The following is a 19,050-nucleotide window of genomic DNA, read 5'->3' on the forward strand; positions in this document are numbered from 1 at the left end:
TTTATACTATGATAAAAAACTTACTCTTTCTCTTAATCAGCTGGCTTATACTTGGCGGCCTGGAATCTGAAGGGCAAAGTATAAACCTGTGTGCAGAGAGCAGATCACAGGCTACAGCGAGGCAGGCAGTGGCCTCCCCCGGACATGAACTCCTGATGAACCAGTATGATGTTACTTTTTACAAACTGGATCTGCAACTGGAAAGAAACTCTACTTACATTGCCGGAAGCGCCACAATTGAGGCAAAGGTGAAATCAGGAGAACTAAGGGAGTTTGCTTTCGAACTGCATCCTAATTTCGAGATTGAGTCTGTACTGATCAACGGCTTCCCGGCTAAAAGTATAAACCGCGATGGCAGTGATGCACTGGCGCAGTTAAGCACCCCCGCAAAAGCCTCAGAAAAAGTATCTGCCACCATTTTTTATAAAGGCACGGCACCAGGCAGTGGCGCTGCTGCCATTGGCAATGGCTTTAACACGGCCCGTGAGCTAAACTGGGGCAACAATGTTACCTGGAGCCTGAGCGAACCCTACGCTGCCTACGAATGGTGGCCAACCAAGCAGGTACTTACCGACAAAGCAGACTCCGTACATGTGTTTGTTACCACCAGCGCCGAAAATAAAGTAGGTTCTAACGGTTTGCTTACAAGCGTAGTGGAATTGCCCAACAACAGAAAGCGCTATGAGTGGAAATCGAATTACCCGATAGATTATTACCTGGTGTCGGTGGCTGTATCCAATTACGAGGAATACTTGCAGTATGCTAATCCGGCTGGTGCTGCCAAACCTGTGCCTATACTTAATTATGTGTACAGCGGCGGAGCGCTAAATACTTTTAAAGCAGAGATGGACAGAACCCCCGGCTTTCTGGAGCACTTTTCAGAGCTGTTTGGCCTGTACCCGTTTCACAAAGAAAAGTATGGGCACAGTATGGCGCCTATGGGTGGCGGCATGGAACACCAGACCATGACCACGCAAAGCACTTTTACCTTTACCCTTACAGCCCATGAGCTGGCCCACCAGTGGTTTGGGAACAACGTTACCTGCGCTAGCTGGGAGGATATCTGGCTGAACGAAGGATTTGCCTCATATGCGGAATACCTCGCGCTACAGAAGTTCGCAACTCCTGAGGCTGCCCAGGCATGGATGACAAATGCACAGGAATTGAGCAGACAAAATACTAGATCTCCGGTTAAAGTGGCCGACACAACCTCTGTTTCTCAAATCTTTAACTTCAGGCTTAGCTACAAAAAAGGGGCTGCTATAGTGCATATGCTTCGGTTTGAGGTAAACAATGATGCGCTTTTCTTTAAAGCCCTGCAAAACTACCAGCAACAGTATGGCGGCAAAACCGCAAGCACTGCGGATCTGCAGCAGGTGTTTGAGCAAACTACAGGCAAGCAACTCGATTACTTTTTCGAGCAGTGGTATGCCGGCACAGGCTACCCCATTTTCAACATTGCCTGGAACCAGGAGCAGAACCGCTTGCTCATCGTTTCAAATGTTACGGGCACAGGCAATACCTCATTTTTTAAAACAGATATGGAGTACCGCATCTCCACAACCGCCGGCGATACCACCATTCGTGTTTCACAAAACTCCCCTACTGAAGAGTATCTAATCCGATTAAATGGCCAGGTGCAAAGTATAACCCCTGATCCTGACAACTGGATATTGAAAGCTGCATCTGTCGCCAGAAACGAGATACTTGAAGTGCCTGATGGCGGAGAACCTATACTTTACCCAAATCCGGCCCAGGGATACAGTATAAAAGTAATCAATTTATACTTTAGCCCCACTACCGCCGAAGTTTACGACATGACCGGAAAATTGGTACGGAGCCTGCGCCTTAAGCCTTTGCCGGAGGCAAGTATACCTGTTAGAGGATTAGCAGCGGGCATTTACCAACTGGTACTCACAGATGGCAGCCAAAAGTATAGCACCCGCTTTGTAAAGGTAAGCCGCTAACTGCACATAGCACAGATTGCGCTTTTAAGTATAGTTAATACCGCATCATGGCTACTACCTGCTGGGCCTCTTTTACATTATACTCGTAAGCCAGCCTGCGGTAGTTTATCAAGTCAACAATAGTACCTATAAAGCATAGGCCGGCAGTAAAAAAGTATAGCAAACCCATTCCTATGTTTCCGATCAGGAAACGCTGTATACCTGCTACACCAAAAAATCCGATAATGGTGGTTATAAGTATAAGCATAGGCTCTCTGCGCCGGTTACGATAAATGGTTGCAAACTGCATTGCCTCCTCATCAGACATGGGGTTTACCAGCGACTGCACATAATTCATTTCGTCCGGCTCAAGGTCCGGCATAAGGTGTAGAATATTAGCCATGATGCTTATTTAAGGTTAGTAGATTAAAGTGTCTGAAATGCCAGCGCAACAGTTGCCAGCAACGCCAAAGCAACACCAGCAGTGCAGGCGCAGCCAGCGAATGAGCCTCCCACGATGCCTGCAAATTACCCTTCAACAGAAAAGAGATGCCATGCCCTATCCCACACCCGATACAACCGCTCTCTAAAATCCAGCTGTAGGGGCAAAAGCTAAACAGGTGCTCCCCTTCCGGGTTCATGAGCGCCAGCAGGGTTAAGCCGGTCAGCCACAGCCCAGCCTCTGCCAGGTAACTAAATTTTGCTGTATACCGGTTTAATTTCATCTGCATCTCTATAAATATGCATCGCCTTACTAGCTTATACAGAACAAGTATAATTAAATCCCGGCAAATTTACCTTATAAGCGGTGTTATAAATTGCATTCATAAATTCGGCTTCTTGTACTCTGGATCAGATGCCACCCAGTTTAACACCATAAATCCCCTCCCTGATTTTAAATATCTCATTGCGCTCTCAGCCATACTTAGTTATGACTGCAATGCACTCAGGTTTTTTACATTAACCGTCTTTAAAACTTGCTCTACTAAGTATACCCCAAATTGCTCAACCTTATTTAAGCACAAAAGTAAATAAAAATATGAATAAACTTAAATCTATGGAATGTAACGTTGGATTAGTAGAACAAAAGGCGCGTGTTACAGCAGGCATGGCACTAGTTGGTATTGGTGCTTATTATAATTCTAAAGCTTTGGCTCTTATAGGCCTTATACCGATTGTAACCGGCATTGTGCGCTGGTGCCCTATAAATTCTGCAATCGGATACAATGGCTGCGATGACAGGAAGTTGAGCAATAAACGAAAGAAAAATTCATGATGTGCAATCGAAGGTGAGCATTGTTACCAATGGAGAGCACCAGCAATTGCCCCTCTCCACCCTTAAACCCATTATGGTGTATGACGGAGCGTGCAATTTCTGCAAATATTGGGTTAGTAAGTGGCAACTACATGCATCCGGCGAAGTTACTTTTATACCTTATCAACAATTACCCAAAACATACTTTGGGATTACCCGACAGCAATTCAGCAAATCAGTTTACCTGATTACACAGTACAGGCGCCTGCGCGGAGCAGCAGCCGTTTTTGAGATGCTTGCCTTAGGCGGAAACGATTTCTGGAACAGGTTATACCATAATGTTATACTTGCTGATTCAGTTTTTGAGGCTGGTTATTGGCTGGTAGCAACGTTCCGCGATTTCTTTTTCTGGGTTATAAAACTATTTTCCAAAGAAGCCCGGGAGTTCGATGCACAACAGCCCCCACCCAGTTAAGCTGAAAAACACCTGACAATAATTGGTTAGCTTATTCGATAAACCTAAGCAATAACATTACAGTTATTGAATCGTATTTTCAATAACTAATTTTAAGCCTGTGCCACACCTTATCTATAGCTATGAAAAACAATTACTGGTTGCTGATATTACTGCTACTGATAGCTAGCGGCTGCTACAAAATACTCCCATCAAAAGGCGGCGGACAAACAGATTCACCCACTGAAACCCGTACTGTTAACCCAAGGGATATCGCATTACCAGAAGGGTATACGGCTGAGGCTGTTGCAACAGGATTAACTTTTCCGACTGCAGTTGCCTTTGATGAACAAGGCCAGCTGTATGTAATTGAAGCCGGATATTCTTACGGAGAAGTATTTCTGGAGCCAAAGCTGTTGCGCGTTGAGAATAACGGTAACCTTGCCACTGTTGCTACCGGACAAAAAAACGGCCCCTGGACTGGCGTTACCTACCACAACGGAAACTTTTATGTGGCTGAGGGCGGACAAATGACAGGCGGCAAGCTGTTACGTATCTCTCCTGCCGGCAACATCAGCACAGTAATAGAGAACCTCCCCACCCTTGGCGACTACCACACGAATGGCCCTGTTGCCGGACCTGACGGAAAGTTATACTTTGGCCTGGGCACTGCCACAAACTCCGGAGTGGTTGGCCCTGACAATTACGAATACGGCTGGCTAAAGCGACATCCTCAATTTCATGACATACCCTGCCAGGACGTAACCCTGACTGGCCAGAATTATACCAGTGAGATTCCGTTAGATACAAAAAGCGGAAAGCAGACAACCGGCGCCTACTCAGCCTATGGCAGTGCTACCACACAGGGACAAGTTATCAAGGGAAGCATTCCGTGCTCCGGTTCCGTGCTTAAAATCTCCCCAGAGGGCGGCAAGATGGAACTGGTGGCATGGGGCTTTCGCAACCCTTTTGGGCTGGCTTTTTCACCGGGAGGCACTTTGTATGTAAGCGACAATAGCTTTGATGACCGTGGCAGCAGGCCTGTGTGGGGCACCGGGGATTACCTATGGAAGATAGAAAATGGAAAGTGGTACGGCTGGCCAGACTTTTCGGGAGGTATCCCTTTTAACGGAGACAGGTTTTCTCCTCCCGGTAATAAAGCCCCACAGCCACTGCTGGCGCAGCATCCCGATAAGCCTCCCAAACCAGCTGCCACCCTTGGCGTTCACTCCTCCTCCAACGGTCTTGATTTTTCGCGCAGCAACAGTTTTGGCTACCAGGGCGAAGCGTTTATTGCCCAGTTTGGCGATATGGCCCCTGGTGTAGGCAAGGTGCTCTCGCCGGTAGGGTATAAAGTAGTGCGGGTTAATGTGGAGAATGGCGTAGTTACAGACTTTGCCGCCAACAAAGGTAAAAAGACAGCCCCCGCCTCAAAGCTTAATACCGGTGGCTTAGAACGGCCAGTTAGTGTAAAGTTCTCGCCAGACGGACAAAGCCTTTATATTGTGGATTTCGGTATAATGGAAACAGGCAAAAATGGGCCGGAGCCAAAATTAAAGACAGGTGTGATCTGGAAAATAACTAAAAGCTAAGCCATGAAAAAGCCATTTATACTTTCCGCTGCTTTTCTTTTGCTGCTTTCGCTTAGCTACTGCGGCTCTGCGCGTCGTGGCGCACCAACGCACCCGCCGCTAAACATTGAGTCACAGGCTGTGGCGCAGGGCGAGGTAGTTTTTATGTCGCATTGCAACAAATGCCACCCTGGAGGTGCCGCTGGCTTAGGTCCAGCCATCAACAACAAACCACTACCAGGTTTTCTAATGAAATTTCAGATAAGAAAAGGTTTAGGGGTAATGCCTGCCTTTAAAGAAGACCACATCTCGGATCGGGAACTTGATAACCTGGTAGCCTACTTAAAAGAGCTCAGGTCTGCAAAAGAGTAAAGCCTGCCAAACAAATGTGCGTACTGCTGTAGTATACCAAAAGCAGGATAAGCCTGCAACACATGGAGTTTGCCATCATACTTATACTTACACTGCTTAACGGATACTTCGCCATGTCCGAAACTGCGTTGGTGTCTGTTAAAAAGAGCAGGGTAGCGCATAAGGCAGAGAAAGGCAACGCCCGGGCCAAAATTATACTTCAGTTGCACAAGCACCCCGAAAACTTTCTCTCATCCATACAGCTTGGCATAACACTGATAGGTATAGTTGCCGGGGCTTACGGCGGCACCATGCTAGCCGGCAAGGTTGCGCCATACATTGGCAGAATTGATGCACTGGCTCCGTATGCTTTTGAAATAGCGATTACGCTGCTGGTTATACTTATTACCTACTTTACCATTGTAGTGGGTGAGCTTATACCTAAAACACTGGCACTGCGCAACACGCTTGGCATTGCGATGTTTGTAGCCCCTTCTATCAGATTCTTCACATCCATCACGTATCCGTTGGTGCGCTTGCTATCAGGCACTACAAATTTTATCATCAAAATACTGAGGATAAACCCTAAAAACTCATCCCAAACAGTTACAGAAGAAGAACTGCGCCATATGCTGCGTGTAGCCGGGCAGGAAGGCGTATTGGAGCATGAAGAAGAGCAGATTCACCAAAACATCTTTAGCCTTTACGATCAACGCAACAGCAGCCTTATGACTCTACGCGCCAATGTTATCTGGATAGAAGCTAACGCGCCTGTAAAAGCTATACATGAAACTATCCTACAGAGCCCACACTCCAAGTTTCCTGTTTGCGAAGGCACCATTGACCACATTGTAGGTATACTTTCCGCCAAAGATTTCCTGGCCTACATGAGCAACCCCGACTTTAGCCTGAGTGCTATACTTAAGAAACCGGTATTTGTCTCTGACAGCATGCTGGCTGTAAATACGCTTCGCCTGTTCAGGCAAGAGAAACAGTATCTTGGTGTTGTAGTAGATGAGCATAGCGCTGTTGAGGGCATTATAACGCTGCACGATATAATGGAGGCTATTGTTGGCGATATTCCGGACATCGGCGAGGAGGCAGAGCCGGATATGTATGTGCGCGAAGACGGCTCTGTCCTGATCAGCGGCACTACCTCCGTTGTTAACCTGAACGAGTACTTAGGCTATATGCTTATTCCGGAAAACAGCAGGCTGTATACAACATTAGCCGGTTTCATACTTCACCAGATTTCCCGGATACCACGTGTAGGAGACAAACTTATACTTGACGGATACCTGCTAGAGGTGATAGACATGGATGGTACCAGGATAGACAAGATCTTACTTAATAAATCCGCTGATGGGAAACCGCAACTAAGGCAATAGCTTAAGCATGCGTAGCAACGGATGGCTCAAAATAAAAAGTCACTCTGCAGTAAAGCAAAGTGACTTGCTGTTAAAAATGTTTGAATCTTTTGGGTGCCTCCTGTTATATGTTTACAGCAAGCATTTTCCTTAAGAGATTTCTAACGAGAGTTTTCCAGTTTTCAGATGTTTTACCACTGCCATCCAGGTGGCCTGCCCCTGTCGTAGTAGTCTCTTGGCGGCCTTTCCGGGTAGTCTCTCAATGGTCTGTTTCTGTCATAATCCCCACGGGGAGGTCTGTTTCTATCATTATACCATCCGGCCGGCCTATCCGTTATTCTACAGCTTGGGTACTGCGCCTCTCTCCTGCGCTCTTCTTCCATTCGGTGCTCTCTCTCTAATCTTTCTTCTCTAAGCATCATATCCTGAGTAGCATCAGTAAATTGTCTTGAGAAGCCATAGCTGTTACTCATTGAATTTGAGTTCATATCACCTGTAGTATAAAATATATCTGAAAGGTGATCTCTTCCACTTCGTCTATGCCTCATCTCGTACTCCTTTCTTTATCGGTGCTGGCTTATACTAGCACGTGTTACAAATTATTAGTTATATTAATTTATACGAAAAACTACACAAAAACGGCGCATAAACATCATTTATTACATTAATCCACAAGCACTTATAAAAAAGGACCTGTGCTTTAGTTAAGCACAGGTCCTTTTTAAATTCCTAATGTATGACTATTTCTTTTTCCTTGCCTTTGCTTTCGCTTTTTTGGCCTTGGCAGCCTTTGCAGCCATGTCGCCTTCTTCAGCTTCCTTTATCAGGGATTTCCAGTCATACTTTGCTGCAGCACTAAAGTCGATGGTGGCTTCGTAGTCTTCGGTGTTTACCTCCAGCACTTTTATATCTTTGGTCAGATACTGTTGTATCTCGTCAAGTATGGGTTTCTCCTCGGGAGCACAAAAGCTAACGGCAATGCCTTTTTCGGTACCACGACCTGTACGGCCCACACGGTGTACATAATTCTCGGGTTGCTCCGGCAGATCGTAGTTCACAACATACTCTACATTAGGTATATCTATACCACGCGCACTCACATCCGTAGCAATAAGCAGCTTTACATCTCCCTTTTTAAACTTACGCATTACATCGAGGCGGTCTTTCTGTTCTTTGCCGCCATGTATGCTTATAGCCTGTATACCAACACGCTCCATAGCTGCCACCACACGCTCTGCACGTACTTTAGTGCGCACAAAGGCTAGTATCTTTTTGTCAGGGTTCTCCTTTACTACACGTTCCAGGAAAAAGCGCTTATCGTCCATCCCAACGTACATCACCGAGTGGTCTACGTTTTTGGCTACCGGGTCTTTAGGCGATATCTGTATGCGTACCGGTTTATTTACCAGCGAGTAGGCCAGTTCCTTTATCTTCTCGTTAATGGTGGCCGAGAAAAACAGGGTTTGCCGTTGGCGGGGCAGTTTGGATATTAACTGTCGGATGTCGTGTATAAAGCCTAGGTCCAGCATATGATCCGCCTCATCCAGCACCAGCACCTCAATCCTATGTAATTGTATGTACCCCTGGCTTACCAGGTCAAACAGACGGCCAGGCGTTGCTACCAGTATATCAATGCCATCTTCCAGCTTCGCGATTTGCGGGCCCTGCTCTACTCCTCCGAATACACAAAACGTTTTTACACGCGTGCCCTGCCCAATTTCGTTAAACACCTCTGTTATCTGCAGCGCCAGTTCACGCGTTGGCACCATTACCACGCACTTAATGCCATCCTGCCGGCGGCGGTTCTTACTGAACTGCAGCCTGTCGAGCACCGGAATTGCAAATGCAGCTGTTTTACCTGTGCCTGTCTGGGCAATAGCCAATACATCCTCTCCTTTCATGATGGGAGGTATAGCTTTAAACTGAATATCGGTTGGCTTTTTGAAGCCCAGCTTGCTCAGGCTCTTTTTTATCTCGTCGGATATGCGGTAATCTTCAAATCTCATGATAGCGGTATCTATACTTGGCTCTGCCTATACTTACGGTGTAACCATTGTGCAAAGGTACGCCTAATTGTTGATTGTTAGGTTGCCTGCTTTTAAAGTATGATCTGTACTTACTGCCATGCCAGGCTTATACTTTAAAACTCATTATCAGCTAAGTTGCTTAAATAAATTTAAAAGTTTAAAAACTTTTTTTGATAGTATTACTATTATACATGAAAGTTTAAATATCTTTGCACCGCTTTACTACTCAAAGTATAAGAGAATACCTGATTAAAATGAAGATAGAATGGCTACCAACGTACATATCAGCCTGAAGCACCATTCGTACCTGCGAGAGCCGGAGCAAACAGAGCTGGGCAGAAAGATCATTTCAGAAAGTATAAGACTGATTGATGAGCTTGGGTTTGAAGACTTCACCTTTAAGAAACTTGCAAACGAGATAGGCTCAACAGAGGCTTCGGTTTATCGCTACTTTGAAAATAAGCACAAATTGCTGGTTTACCTGGTATCATGGTACTGGGCATGGCTGCATTACTCTGTAAACTTCCAGACGCAGAACATAGCAGACCCGCGGAAGCGGCTGAGCCGTGCCATAGAGGTAATTACCACAGCCGGCCAGGACGATGACCCAATGGTGGTTCATATTGATGAGCGTGTACTGCACCGTGTTATAGTAGCCGAATCATCTAAAGTATACCATACCAAAGAAGTAGACACTGAAAACAAGGCCGGCTACTTTTTAGAGATGAAGCACTTTTGCCATTACCTTGCCCTTATGGTGCTGGAAATAAACCCTTCGTTCAAATACCCGCATGCCCTGATGAGCACCGTGCTGGAGGCTGCGCACCAGCAACTGTACTATGCCAGGCACCTGCCATCACTTACCGATGTAGTAGCCAACCGGTACGAAGAGACAATATGCTTTTTGAAACAGTTGACTTTTACAGCAGTAGACAATAAGACCACTTACCATTAACCCTGAACTGCATGGCTTCTACAGTCACAGATAAAAAAAAACTAACTCCTATGCAGCGCTTCCTGGAGCTGCTGTCCATTGAGCGCCGGGAAATACTGTACATGTATGTGTATGCTGTTGCCGCCGGATTAATAAGCTTAATGCTTCCGTTGGGCATACAAAGTATAATCGGCTTTGTATCGAGCGGGCAGATAACCGTATCGCTTGTGGTACTGATAAGCCTGATTGTACTGGCCCTGTTAATTGTAGGCGGACTGCAGGTAATGCAGCTGTGGCTGGTGGAGTTTATCCAGCAACGCCTGTTTGCCCGTACTGCTTCAGAGTTTGCGTACCGGGTGCCGCGATTCCAGCCAGAGGCCCTGCTTAAGTACTACCCCCCTGAACTGATGAACCGCTTCTTTGATGTGGTAACGCTGCAAAAAGGAGTAGCTAAAATACTGGTTGATTTCTCTACAGCTGTAATACAGATCATTTTCGGACTGATACTGCTTTCTTTTTATCACCCGTACTTTATCTTTTTCGGACTTATACTTGTTGTCGTGCTGGTGTTTATTATATGGGCAACAGGCCAGAAAGGTGTGGAGACAAGTATAAGAGAATCTAAGTACAAGTATAAACTGGTGGCCTGGCTACAGGAGATGGCCCGCTCTCTGAGCACATTTAAGCTGGTTGGGCACACCGACCTGCCCATGGACCGCACGAACAGCTATGTAAAAAGCTACCTGGATGTGCGCAGACAGCACTTTAAGATCCTGATGACGCAATACTATAGCTTTGTGGGCTTTAAAACCTTTATTACCGGTGGCCTGCTGGTGCTGGGTTGTATACTGGTAGTGCAGCGTGAGATAAACATTGGCCAGTTTGTAGCCTCAGAGATCATCATCATTCTTATGATGACAGCCGTTGAGAAAATCATCATAAAGCTTGAAACAGTTTATGACGTGATGGCGAGCCTGGACAAGATCGGGCAGGTAACTGACCTCCCGCTGGAAGAAATAAAAGGCATAAAACTGGAAGACCTTCCTTTAGACGGCGGACTAAGCGTACAGGCAAAGAACCTAAAGTATAAGTTTAAGGACAGCGGGAAGGTTGCACTGGAGAACATAAACTTCACGATACAGCCTTCGGAGAGCGTATGTTTGGCAGGTTTTAACAGCTCTGGCAAAAGCACGCTTATCAGCATATTATTAGGATTACTGCCATCGTACGAAGGTAGCCTGGCTTACAACGGCATCTCGCTTCACGACCTGCACAAGGGTAACCTGCGCAGCCTCATCGGCGACAATATTTCCAAAGAGCAGGTGTTTGACGGCTCTCTTATAGAAAACATCACGCTTGGCCGCAACCTGCCGATGCAGGACATACTGTGGGCCATAGAAATTACCGGCCTCACACAATTTGTACATACCCTGCCAGATGGGTTACATGCCTACCTTACTGGCGGCAGTATGCGTTTGCCAGGCAGCGTGGCTCGTAAAATAGTAATGGCACGCAGCCTTGTGCAGCGCCCCAGGTTCCTGATCATCGATAACTATTGGGCAGGTATGGCTAAAAAAGACAAAATGGAATTCCTGCGACTACTTACAAGCCCGCAATTTAACTGGACAATGATCATCGTTTCGAATGACAGGGACGTAATGCAACTGTGTGACCGCACGTTGCTGCTGCAGGAAGGGCACATGGTAGCCTTTGACAAGTATGAGCAAATAAAACAGCTCGATGTTTTACAGGAGTTAACAGATGTATACCGCTAAAGTATGGCTACTGAATTAAAAGAGTTTGATAATACAGGGCATCCGCAATTGGAGGTAATGTCTGAGGTGCAGACGCCAAGTCTTGGCCGCTCTCTTGCCTACTGGATCGGAGGAATCTTTCTGGTTATATTGCTTTCCCTGTTCCTGCCCTGGACGCAGAACATACGCTCCGAAGGTGAACTTACAGCGCTTACACCCCAGGACAGGCCCCAGACAATTGAGGCTACTATAGCAGGCCGTATAGAGCGCTGGCATGTAATGGAAGGTGCCTTTGTAAAAAAAGGCGATACAATTGCCAGCATTTCCGAGATCAAGGAGAAATACATGGACCCTAACCTGCTTGCACGGCTGGGCGAGCAGGTAGAGGCAAAACAGGGAGCCGTAGCAGCCAACGAGAATAAAGTAGATGCCCTGCAGGAGCAGATAACAGCACTGCGCGAAGGTTTGATATTTAGTTTGCAGAAAGCACGCAACAAGATAGAACAGACACGACTGAAGCTCCAAAGCGACAGCATGGATGTGGTAGCCCAACGCACAGAGCTGGCAGTTGCCATATCGCAATTTGAGCGCCAGGAAAACCTGTACAAGCAAGGGCTAAAATCGCTGACGGAACTGGAGCAGCGACGCCTGAAACTACAGGAGGCACAGGCAAAGCTTGTTTCGCTCATCAACAAGTATGAAGCCACACAGGCCGAGTTACAGAATGCCCGCACAGAGCTAAACTCGCTTCAGGCTGAGTATGGCGACAAAATTGCAAAAGCAGAGGCCGAACTCAGTTCTACCCGATCTTATGTGTATGGTACCCAGGCTGATGTGGCCAAGCTGCAGAGTGAGTATAGCAGCACACAGGTGCGCAGCCAATATTACCAGATCGTAGCGCCGCAGGATGGATACCTGGTAAGAACGCTAAAAGCAGGTATCGGAGAAACCATAAAGGAGGGTGAGGCACTGGCCACTATTATGCCAGAGAACCCAAATCTGGCTGCTGAACTGTATGTCGATGCCCTTGACCTGCCACTGATAAACCGCGGGGATAAAGTTCGTGTGGAGTTTGAAGGGTGGCCGACGCTTGTGTTCTCCGGATGGCCTGACGTTAGCTTTGGTACTTTTGGTGGCAAAGTTGCCGTGATCGATAACACGGCCACAAATGGCAAATATCGAATGTTGGTAGTGCCTGATCCTGACACGGAGCCGTGGCCGGATGCTTTGCGCGTAGGTTCCGGTGTATATGGTTGGGCCATGCTTAACACTGTGCCGATCTGGTATGAGATCTGGCGCCAGCTAAACAATTTCCCACCAGATTATACCAACGGTAAGTATACCTCTGCAACAGATACAAAAGGCAAGGCAAAGAACAATATAAAAACAGAGGAGGAAGCATACTGATGCCTAGATATTTTTTTGTGTTATGCCTGTTACTATGCTTGCCTTGGTGGATACAAGATTTGCAGGCGCAGGATTCTGTTCAGGTGCTTACACTACAGGAGTACCAGCGGATTATACTTGCAAACCATCCTGTTGCCTCGCAGGCAAGGCTGCTTACCGAACAGGCCCGCCAGGAATTGCGCATATCGCGCGGCGTTTTCGACCCGGAGATAAGCAGCAAGCTATACCGCAAAGAATTTAACGGCAAAGAGTATTATAACACCTGGGACAATACTCTGCGCGTGCCGTTGTGGTTTGGGCCTGTATTAAAAGCAGGTTATGAAAAAAACCAGGGCCAGTTTCTGAATCCGGAGAACAGCACCCCTGAAAACGGACTGAGCTATGCAGGTATCTCCATACCCCTAGGGCAAGGCTTGTTTATTGATGAACGCAGGTCTGTACTCAGGCAGGCCCAGTTGATGCAGGATATTGCTGAGGCTGAGCGTGTTAAACTGATAAATAAATTATTACTGGAGGCAACCAAAGACTATTGGGACTGGCTGTTACAGTACCGCACCATGCAACTTTTTCAGGAAGCGCTGGAGTTAGCAGATTTCAGGCTGAAAGGTGTGAACATCAGGGCCCGCGAAGGCGACCTTGCCGCTATTGATACTGTTGAGGCATTAATGGTAGTACAGGACCGGCTGGTACTACTGCAACAGGCACAGCTTAACTACAACAATAACCGCCTGCAGGTAGCTGTACACTTGTGGGGCGAAAACGGAGTACCACTGGAGCTGCAGGAGAACACTGTGCCCACCCTGTTAGGCAGCGAACTGGCCACCCTGCAACCTGACTCAGTGGAGCAATTACTGGAGTTTGCCCGCAACAACCATCCTGAACTCCGCAAACTGGACCTGAAAGGAGACCAGCTGGCAATTGAACAGCGCTTTGCGGCTGATAAACTAAAGCCAAAGCTGAACATTGATTATAATGTACTCCAACGCGACTTCTACCTCGGCTCCGAAGCACTGGACCAGCAACATATGGGGAATAACTATAAAATGGGTGTGAGCTTTAGTTTGCCTCTGTTTTTGAGAGAAGAACGTGGAAAGCTGCAGCTTACGAGGGCCAAGCAACAAGTAAATGCATTAGAGTTTACGCAAACTGCACGAGAAGTAGCGGCAGCCGTTCAGGCGGCCTACAACGAATTGTTGGCGCTAGAGCAGCAAATAAGAACCCAGCAGCAGGCTGTAGCTAATGCCCTTATACTTCGCGACGGAGAAATCATACGCTTCGAAAACGGCGAAAGCTCCCTGTTCCTGATCAATTCCAGGGAAGTAAAGTACCTCGAGGCCCAGGTAAAGCTGTATGAACTGCGCACCAAGTATGCTAAAGCCAAAACATACCTTTACTGGGCTGCAGGCGAGGTTCCGGTGGAGTGAGTTCGTTATTCGTTGATCGTTGTTTGTTTTTGTAGAGACGCAATACCTTGCGTCTTTTTAATACAAGGCAGTGCCTCCAAAAGTATAAAGTATGGCTTCGTGGAAGTATAAACTTATATTTTGCAGAAGTTGAAAGTATGATTCACGGAAGTCTGAAGACTTCCCATCATGAAAAGTCACAAGTCACCGCTTCGCTTAAGACTTGCGCCAGGAAAATAGTTTAGCCGCAACGTGTTGCATTTCTACGTTCACCATCAGCCAAACCCATCGCCCTGTAGCCACCAAGACGCAAGGTATTGCGTCTCTACATTTCGAATAACGAAACCTATCCTTTACGGCCAAACCATTGCTGCACTGTGGTAGCCAGATGAGCAAAATCGCTGCCGCCGGTGCCGTAGGTATCGTAGGCAAATTTAAAGATGATGCCGGACACAACCACCAGGAACAGCACGCGCACAAAGCCAACACCACGCTTAAGGGCTGTACGTGTGCCTAGTTGGGAACCAAGTATACTGCAAATAGCCATGGGTATAGCCACTTCATACAGCACGAATCCCTTATAGGCAAAGTATAAAAGCGCCGAGAGGTTAGTAGCCACATTAACTACTTTAGATGCCGCTGAGGCAGCCAGAAAGTTAAAGCCAAACACTCCGATAAAGATAAAGATTAGAAAGCTGCCGGTTCCAGGGCCAAAGAAGCCGTCATAGAATCCAATAGAGGCACCAATCAGCAACCCGTATAGCCGTTCTTTAGACTCTGTAAGCTTTGGGGCATGCAGTGAGCCGAAGTCTTTTTTGATAAAAGTATACACCGCCACCAGCACCAGCAGCACAAGTATAAGCGGCTTCATCAAACTGGCATCTATGTGAGCAAGTGCCCTGGCTCCCAGAAAAGAGAACACAAAAGCCGCACCAGCGGCCGGAAGTATAGCCCAGTAGTTTATCTTAACTGTTCGCACATACCGCACCATGGCCGCAGTAGTGCCTGCAATGCCGGCAAATTTACCCGTGCCAAATGCAACCGGCAATGGCACTCCGGGCAAAAACACCAGCAGGGCCGGCAACTGAATCAGGCCCCCACCACCTACTATCGAATCAATGAACCCGGCCAGAAAAGCGAAAAAGCACAGGTAAAGTATAATTTCTATTTCCACAAGTATAAACAGAATATAACACAGGCCACAAAGCAGCCATAACAACTTAACTTACAGCAGTAATGCGGCGCCAGTAAAAAGTGTGCAAGTTACGCGAACAAAGCATCATCTGCAGCAATTGTGGCCATAATATTTAGCACAAAGCCTTTAAAGTTGCAGATGGCACTCTTCTTGTACAGCCAATGTTACCATCAACAACCCGGATTTATTCTTACAAGCTACACCAGTGATAAGACTACTTTTAATTTATACTTTGCTTTTTGGCACGCTTGCCACACATACCAGTTGCGAGAAAGACGCTGTTGCTGCACCCATAGCAGAAAAAGAACTTTACATATCGTCGGAGCTTGTTACAACGGTTCCGAAAAGTTTGCTGCAATCGCTGGCGGTGGCAGATGGGTACGGAGTTTATGCCAACGACATAAAGTATGGCGTATCGGTTTACAGGCTGCAATATTATACTTCATACCAGGGCAAGGAGATAAAAGCCTCCGGTTTGGTTTGTGTACCACAGGGCATGGAAACGGCAGCGCCGGTTATCAGTGCGCAACACGGCACCATTTTTACCCATAACGATGCTCCGTCCAGCTTTACAGGCTTAAGTGGCTTTGAGCTTTTTGCTGCCGCCGGTTATGTAACGCTTATTCCGGACTATATTGGCTTTGGAGAGTCGAAGCATATTTTCCATCCCTATTATGACCAGAAGCATTCAGCCTTAGCCGTGGTAGATATGATCAAGGCTGCACGAGGCTTTTACCGGGAAAAGGATGTAAAAACGAATGAGCAGCTGTTTCTGGTAGGATATTCGGAGGGTGGCTATGTAACGCTGGCCGCTCAGAAAGAGATTGAGACCAACCCATCGCATCAACTTAAAATAACGGCCTCGGCAGCGGGCGCAGGTGGTTATGATCTAACGCACATGCTGTCAGGTATCACATCTGGCCAAGCGTATACTTACCCAGCGTACCTGGCCTATATTTTACAGGCCTACAACCACACCAATAGCTGGAACCGACCTTTAAATGAGCTTTTTCAGGAGCCTTATGCGAGCAAGTTGCCACAGCTATTTAATGGCAGCAACGGTGGCAGCGCCATTAACCGCGAGCTCACCACTAACCCGCAGAAGTTGTTTACGCCTGCGTTTTACAATGGCCTGAAAGAGGCAGACAAAGAGCTTGTACTAAAGCAGGCACTGCAAGATAACAGCTTTCATGGCTGGGCTCCGCAAAGTCCAACCCGTTTGTATCACGGAACTGCCGACAACATTGTGCCTTTCGAAAACTCTCAGCTGACTTATGATCGCTTTAAAGCGCAGGGCGCACCTCATACCGAACTGATAAGTATAAACGGTGGTACACACAGTACTTCTTTTGTACCGATGCTGCAGTCGCTGGTACCTTGGATAAAAGCATTCTAGTCTTAATATAAAATACACTGAAGCTCTACAGGTAATGCTGTGGGGCTTTTTTGTTTATAGCACTTTTACTTAACCTATCCCCTCAGCAGCATTGGCATTTATGTAGCTGAGACTCAACATTAATTTTTAAATTTTAAGCGCTGAAGCATAGCTTTTATCTAATGTTAAAATATCTTTATATTCGTGCATTCAAATGATTACCAGTACAGATAGCATACTTCTTCATCCACCCAAAATGAAGTTTATGAAAATCTGACAAGCTATGCCCAACAAACACACTAATGCCCTTATATGAAATCCTTATTTCACCTTGCCTCTCTCCTGCTGCTGTTACCCTTGTTCATTCTTCAGGGGTGCAAGGATAAAGAAGACGAGGAGATACTACCAGCTGTCAGTACAGGTATACTTGTAGCTCAATCGCCATCACAGGTTACATTGCAGGGCACTATTGTAACCAAGGGCAAATATCCGGTTACAGATTATGGCTTTATCTATGCCTTTGCGCCTGATATAAATGAGTTCAGAGGTGATAAAGTTTCTTTGGGCAAGGATGCCCCGACGGGTGCTTTCAGTCACGAACTTACGGGCTTAAGCGCTATCAGTAAAAATTACACCAATCCGGTTTTGTATGCCAGAGCTTTTATCACGAACGAAAAAGGCACTACGCTTGGGCAGGTTGTATCCGTTAAACTCCCCAATGCCATGCCTCAGGACATATCGCCGAACAAAGGCAAGGCAGGCGACAAAATTACTATCACCGGAAGCTTTTACACCAGTAACCCATCCGACATACAAGTTACCTTCGGCAACGCCCCAGCAAAAGCTCTAGAAGTATCTCCTTCTAAAATCGTGGTGGAGGTGCCCACCGGAGTTCAGTTCTCCAATTATAGCAACAGACAGGTACCTGTATCGATAAAAATATTCGATAAGACCATTAATGTCTCGCCTAATTTTGTTGTTAACCCATCCCTATATGGCTTTACGCCTAATTCAGGTCCAATCGGCACTGTTGTAACAATTGCTGGCGACAACTTTGCCTACAACTCGTATTATGGTGCTGCGCGGGTATTTTTCGGAACACAAGAGGCTACAGCCAACACCCTCAATTCATCAGAGATAAGAGCAACTGTACCCCATAATTTAACTGCGAAGAAAGTGCCTGTATCCGTGTTGATAGACGGTGTTACAACTGTACTTCCGGAAGAGTATACCTTAACTCCCCACACCATCACTTCCATCTCCAGGGAATCTGGCCTGGCAGGGAGCCTCTTTACTATTACAGGCAATGGTTTCCCTGTTACCTATCCTTACAGCAACTCGATCAGTGTGAAGTTGGGAGACACACCGGCAGCCATCAATTACGTTACCTCTAATCAGATAACTGTAGTCGTTCCGTCTGGTGCATACATTGGCAGCCACGATGTACATGTTACGATAGGCCCATACACCGTAACAGCAACACAGCAGTTTGAGGTACTAGCCCCGACTATAACAGGTTTCTCACCAGCTTCAGGTGGCCTTGGGAAAGAAGTAACCATATATGGCACTTTTCAGCCAGGCAATAGCTATACTGTTTACTTTGGGTTAATTGGCGTTAATTCTTTCAGTGCCACTGCTAACGCCATTAAGGTAATAGTACCTGCCAGTGTGCCTGCCGGGGCAACGCAGCTGGCTGTGCAATTTGGCACGCAAAGGATTTATACTTTTGAAGACTTTACAGTTTTAGAGCCGCTTATCACTTCCTTCACGCCTGGCACAGGCCCAGCAGGTACAACTGTTACGATTCAGGTTGCCAACTTTATCCCTAATTATTATACCGGGGTCAGGTTTGGCACCCTAGGAGCACAGATTCTAAGTTATAATGCATCAAGTATAACGGCGAAGGTACCAACCGGCATTACAGGCCCTGTTAAGATCAGCGTTCTATTCAGCGGAAGAACGGTAATCAGCAACGATGACTTTACTGTAACGGAGTAGAAGTATAAAGCAG

The 19,050-nt window shown here is 46.7% G+C and carries 17 protein-coding genes; 12 read left to right on the forward strand and 5 right to left on the reverse strand.

Going from position 1 to position 19,050, the window contains the following annotated elements:
- Positions 1-8: 8 nt before the first annotated feature.
- Positions 9-1,967, forward strand: a complete 1,959-nt coding sequence (locus K0O23_RS01955) for a M1 family aminopeptidase (protein WP_219875692.1) — start codon at positions 9-11, stop codon at positions 1,965-1,967.
- Positions 1,968-2,001: 34 nt separating this feature from the next.
- On the opposite strand, the gene K0O23_RS01960 is transcribed toward K0O23_RS01955, so the two are convergent.
- Positions 2,002-2,349, reverse strand: a complete 348-nt coding sequence (locus tag K0O23_RS01960; RefSeq protein WP_219875693.1) for a TM2 domain-containing protein — start codon at positions 2,347-2,349, stop codon at positions 2,002-2,004.
- Entirely contained in the window at positions 2,342-2,671 is a 330-nt protein-coding gene (locus K0O23_RS01965; protein WP_219875694.1) for a DUF2752 domain-containing protein, read from the reverse strand. Before K0O23_RS01965 ends, K0O23_RS01960 begins: the two co-directional genes overlap by 8 nt.
- Before the next feature lie 314 nt (positions 2,672-2,985).
- Between K0O23_RS01965 and K0O23_RS01970 the strand changes: the two genes are divergently transcribed.
- The 5 genes from K0O23_RS01970 to K0O23_RS01990 all read left to right on the forward strand — a co-directional run bounded on the left by K0O23_RS01970 (position 2,986) and on the right by K0O23_RS01990 (position 6,965).
- A complete protein-coding gene (locus K0O23_RS01970) occupies positions 2,986-3,222 on the forward strand; it encodes a YgaP family membrane protein (protein WP_246596869.1) in 237 nt (78 codons plus the stop codon).
- A gap of 1 nt (position 3,223) precedes the next feature.
- The gene (locus tag K0O23_RS01975) at positions 3,224-3,676 is read left to right on the forward strand and encodes a thiol-disulfide oxidoreductase DCC family protein (RefSeq protein WP_219875695.1); all 453 of its coding nucleotides are present in this window, start codon (positions 3,224-3,226) and stop codon (positions 3,674-3,676) included.
- A gap of 122 nt (positions 3,677-3,798) precedes the next feature.
- On the forward strand, positions 3,799-5,247 hold the full coding sequence (locus K0O23_RS01980) for a PQQ-dependent sugar dehydrogenase (RefSeq protein ID WP_219875696.1): 1,449 nt from the start codon (positions 3,799-3,801) through the stop codon (positions 5,245-5,247).
- A gap of 3 nt (positions 5,248-5,250) precedes the next feature.
- Positions 5,251-5,598 carry a c-type cytochrome gene (locus K0O23_RS01985; RefSeq protein WP_219875697.1) on the forward strand — a complete coding sequence of 116 codons (348 nt, stop codon included), beginning with the start codon at positions 5,251-5,253 and terminating at the stop codon, positions 5,596-5,598.
- 62 nt (positions 5,599-5,660) lie between these two features.
- On the forward strand, positions 5,661-6,965 hold the full coding sequence (locus tag K0O23_RS01990; RefSeq protein ID WP_219875698.1) for a hemolysin family protein: 1,305 nt from the start codon (positions 5,661-5,663) through the stop codon (positions 6,963-6,965).
- Positions 6,966-7,135: 170 nt separating this feature from the next.
- Here K0O23_RS01990 and K0O23_RS01995 read toward each other — a convergent pair whose 3' ends face one another.
- Positions 7,136-7,432 carry a hypothetical protein gene (locus K0O23_RS01995; RefSeq protein WP_219875699.1) on the reverse strand — a complete coding sequence of 99 codons (297 nt, stop codon included), beginning with the start codon at positions 7,430-7,432 and terminating at the stop codon, positions 7,136-7,138.
- Between the two features lie 252 nt (positions 7,433-7,684).
- Positions 7,685-8,950, reverse strand: a complete 1,266-nt coding sequence (locus tag K0O23_RS02000) for a DEAD/DEAH box helicase (protein ID WP_219875700.1) — start codon at positions 8,948-8,950, stop codon at positions 7,685-7,687.
- A 286-nt stretch (positions 8,951-9,236) separates the two neighbouring features.
- Here K0O23_RS02000 and K0O23_RS02005 point away from each other — a divergent pair, with 286 nt between their 5' ends.
- The 4 genes from K0O23_RS02005 to K0O23_RS02020 are packed head-to-tail and all read left to right on the forward strand — an operon-like array spanning position 9,237 to position 14,490.
- Complete coding sequence (locus K0O23_RS02005; protein ID WP_219875701.1) at positions 9,237-9,926, forward strand: TetR/AcrR family transcriptional regulator; 690 nt, start codon at positions 9,237-9,239, stop codon at positions 9,924-9,926.
- Positions 9,927-9,937: 11 nt separating this feature from the next.
- Positions 9,938-11,680, forward strand: coding sequence for a peptidase domain-containing ABC transporter (locus K0O23_RS02010; protein ID WP_246596870.1), 1,743 nt, complete (start codon positions 9,938-9,940; stop codon positions 11,678-11,680).
- A gap of 3 nt (positions 11,681-11,683) precedes the next feature.
- Positions 11,684-13,066: an HlyD family secretion protein gene (locus tag K0O23_RS02015; protein WP_219875702.1), complete on the forward strand. Its 1,383-nt coding sequence runs from the start codon at positions 11,684-11,686 to the stop codon at positions 13,064-13,066.
- Complete coding sequence (locus K0O23_RS02020; protein WP_219875703.1) at positions 13,066-14,490, forward strand: TolC family protein; 1,425 nt, start codon at positions 13,066-13,068, stop codon at positions 14,488-14,490. The genes K0O23_RS02015 and K0O23_RS02020 overlap by 1 nt, the downstream gene beginning before the upstream one ends.
- A gap of 325 nt (positions 14,491-14,815) precedes the next feature.
- Here K0O23_RS02020 and K0O23_RS02025 read toward each other — a convergent pair whose 3' ends face one another.
- On the reverse strand, positions 14,816-15,643 hold the full coding sequence (locus K0O23_RS02025) for a sulfite exporter TauE/SafE family protein (RefSeq protein ID WP_317195618.1): 828 nt from the start codon (positions 15,641-15,643) through the stop codon (positions 14,816-14,818).
- Positions 15,644-15,869: 226 nt separating this feature from the next.
- Here K0O23_RS02025 and K0O23_RS02030 point away from each other — a divergent pair, with 226 nt between their 5' ends.
- Entirely contained in the window at positions 15,870-17,060 is a 1,191-nt protein-coding gene (locus K0O23_RS02030) for an alpha/beta fold hydrolase (protein WP_219875704.1), read from the forward strand.
- Between the two features lie 291 nt (positions 17,061-17,351).
- Positions 17,352-19,037 carry an IPT/TIG domain-containing protein gene (locus K0O23_RS02035; RefSeq protein WP_219875705.1) on the forward strand — a complete coding sequence of 562 codons (1,686 nt, stop codon included), beginning with the start codon at positions 17,352-17,354 and terminating at the stop codon, positions 19,035-19,037.
- Positions 19,038-19,050 lie beyond the last annotated feature (13 nt).

Source organism: Pontibacter aydingkolensis (assembly GCF_019443125.1).
Classification (GTDB): Bacteria; Bacteroidota; Bacteroidia; order Cytophagales; family Hymenobacteraceae; genus Pontibacter; species Pontibacter aydingkolensis.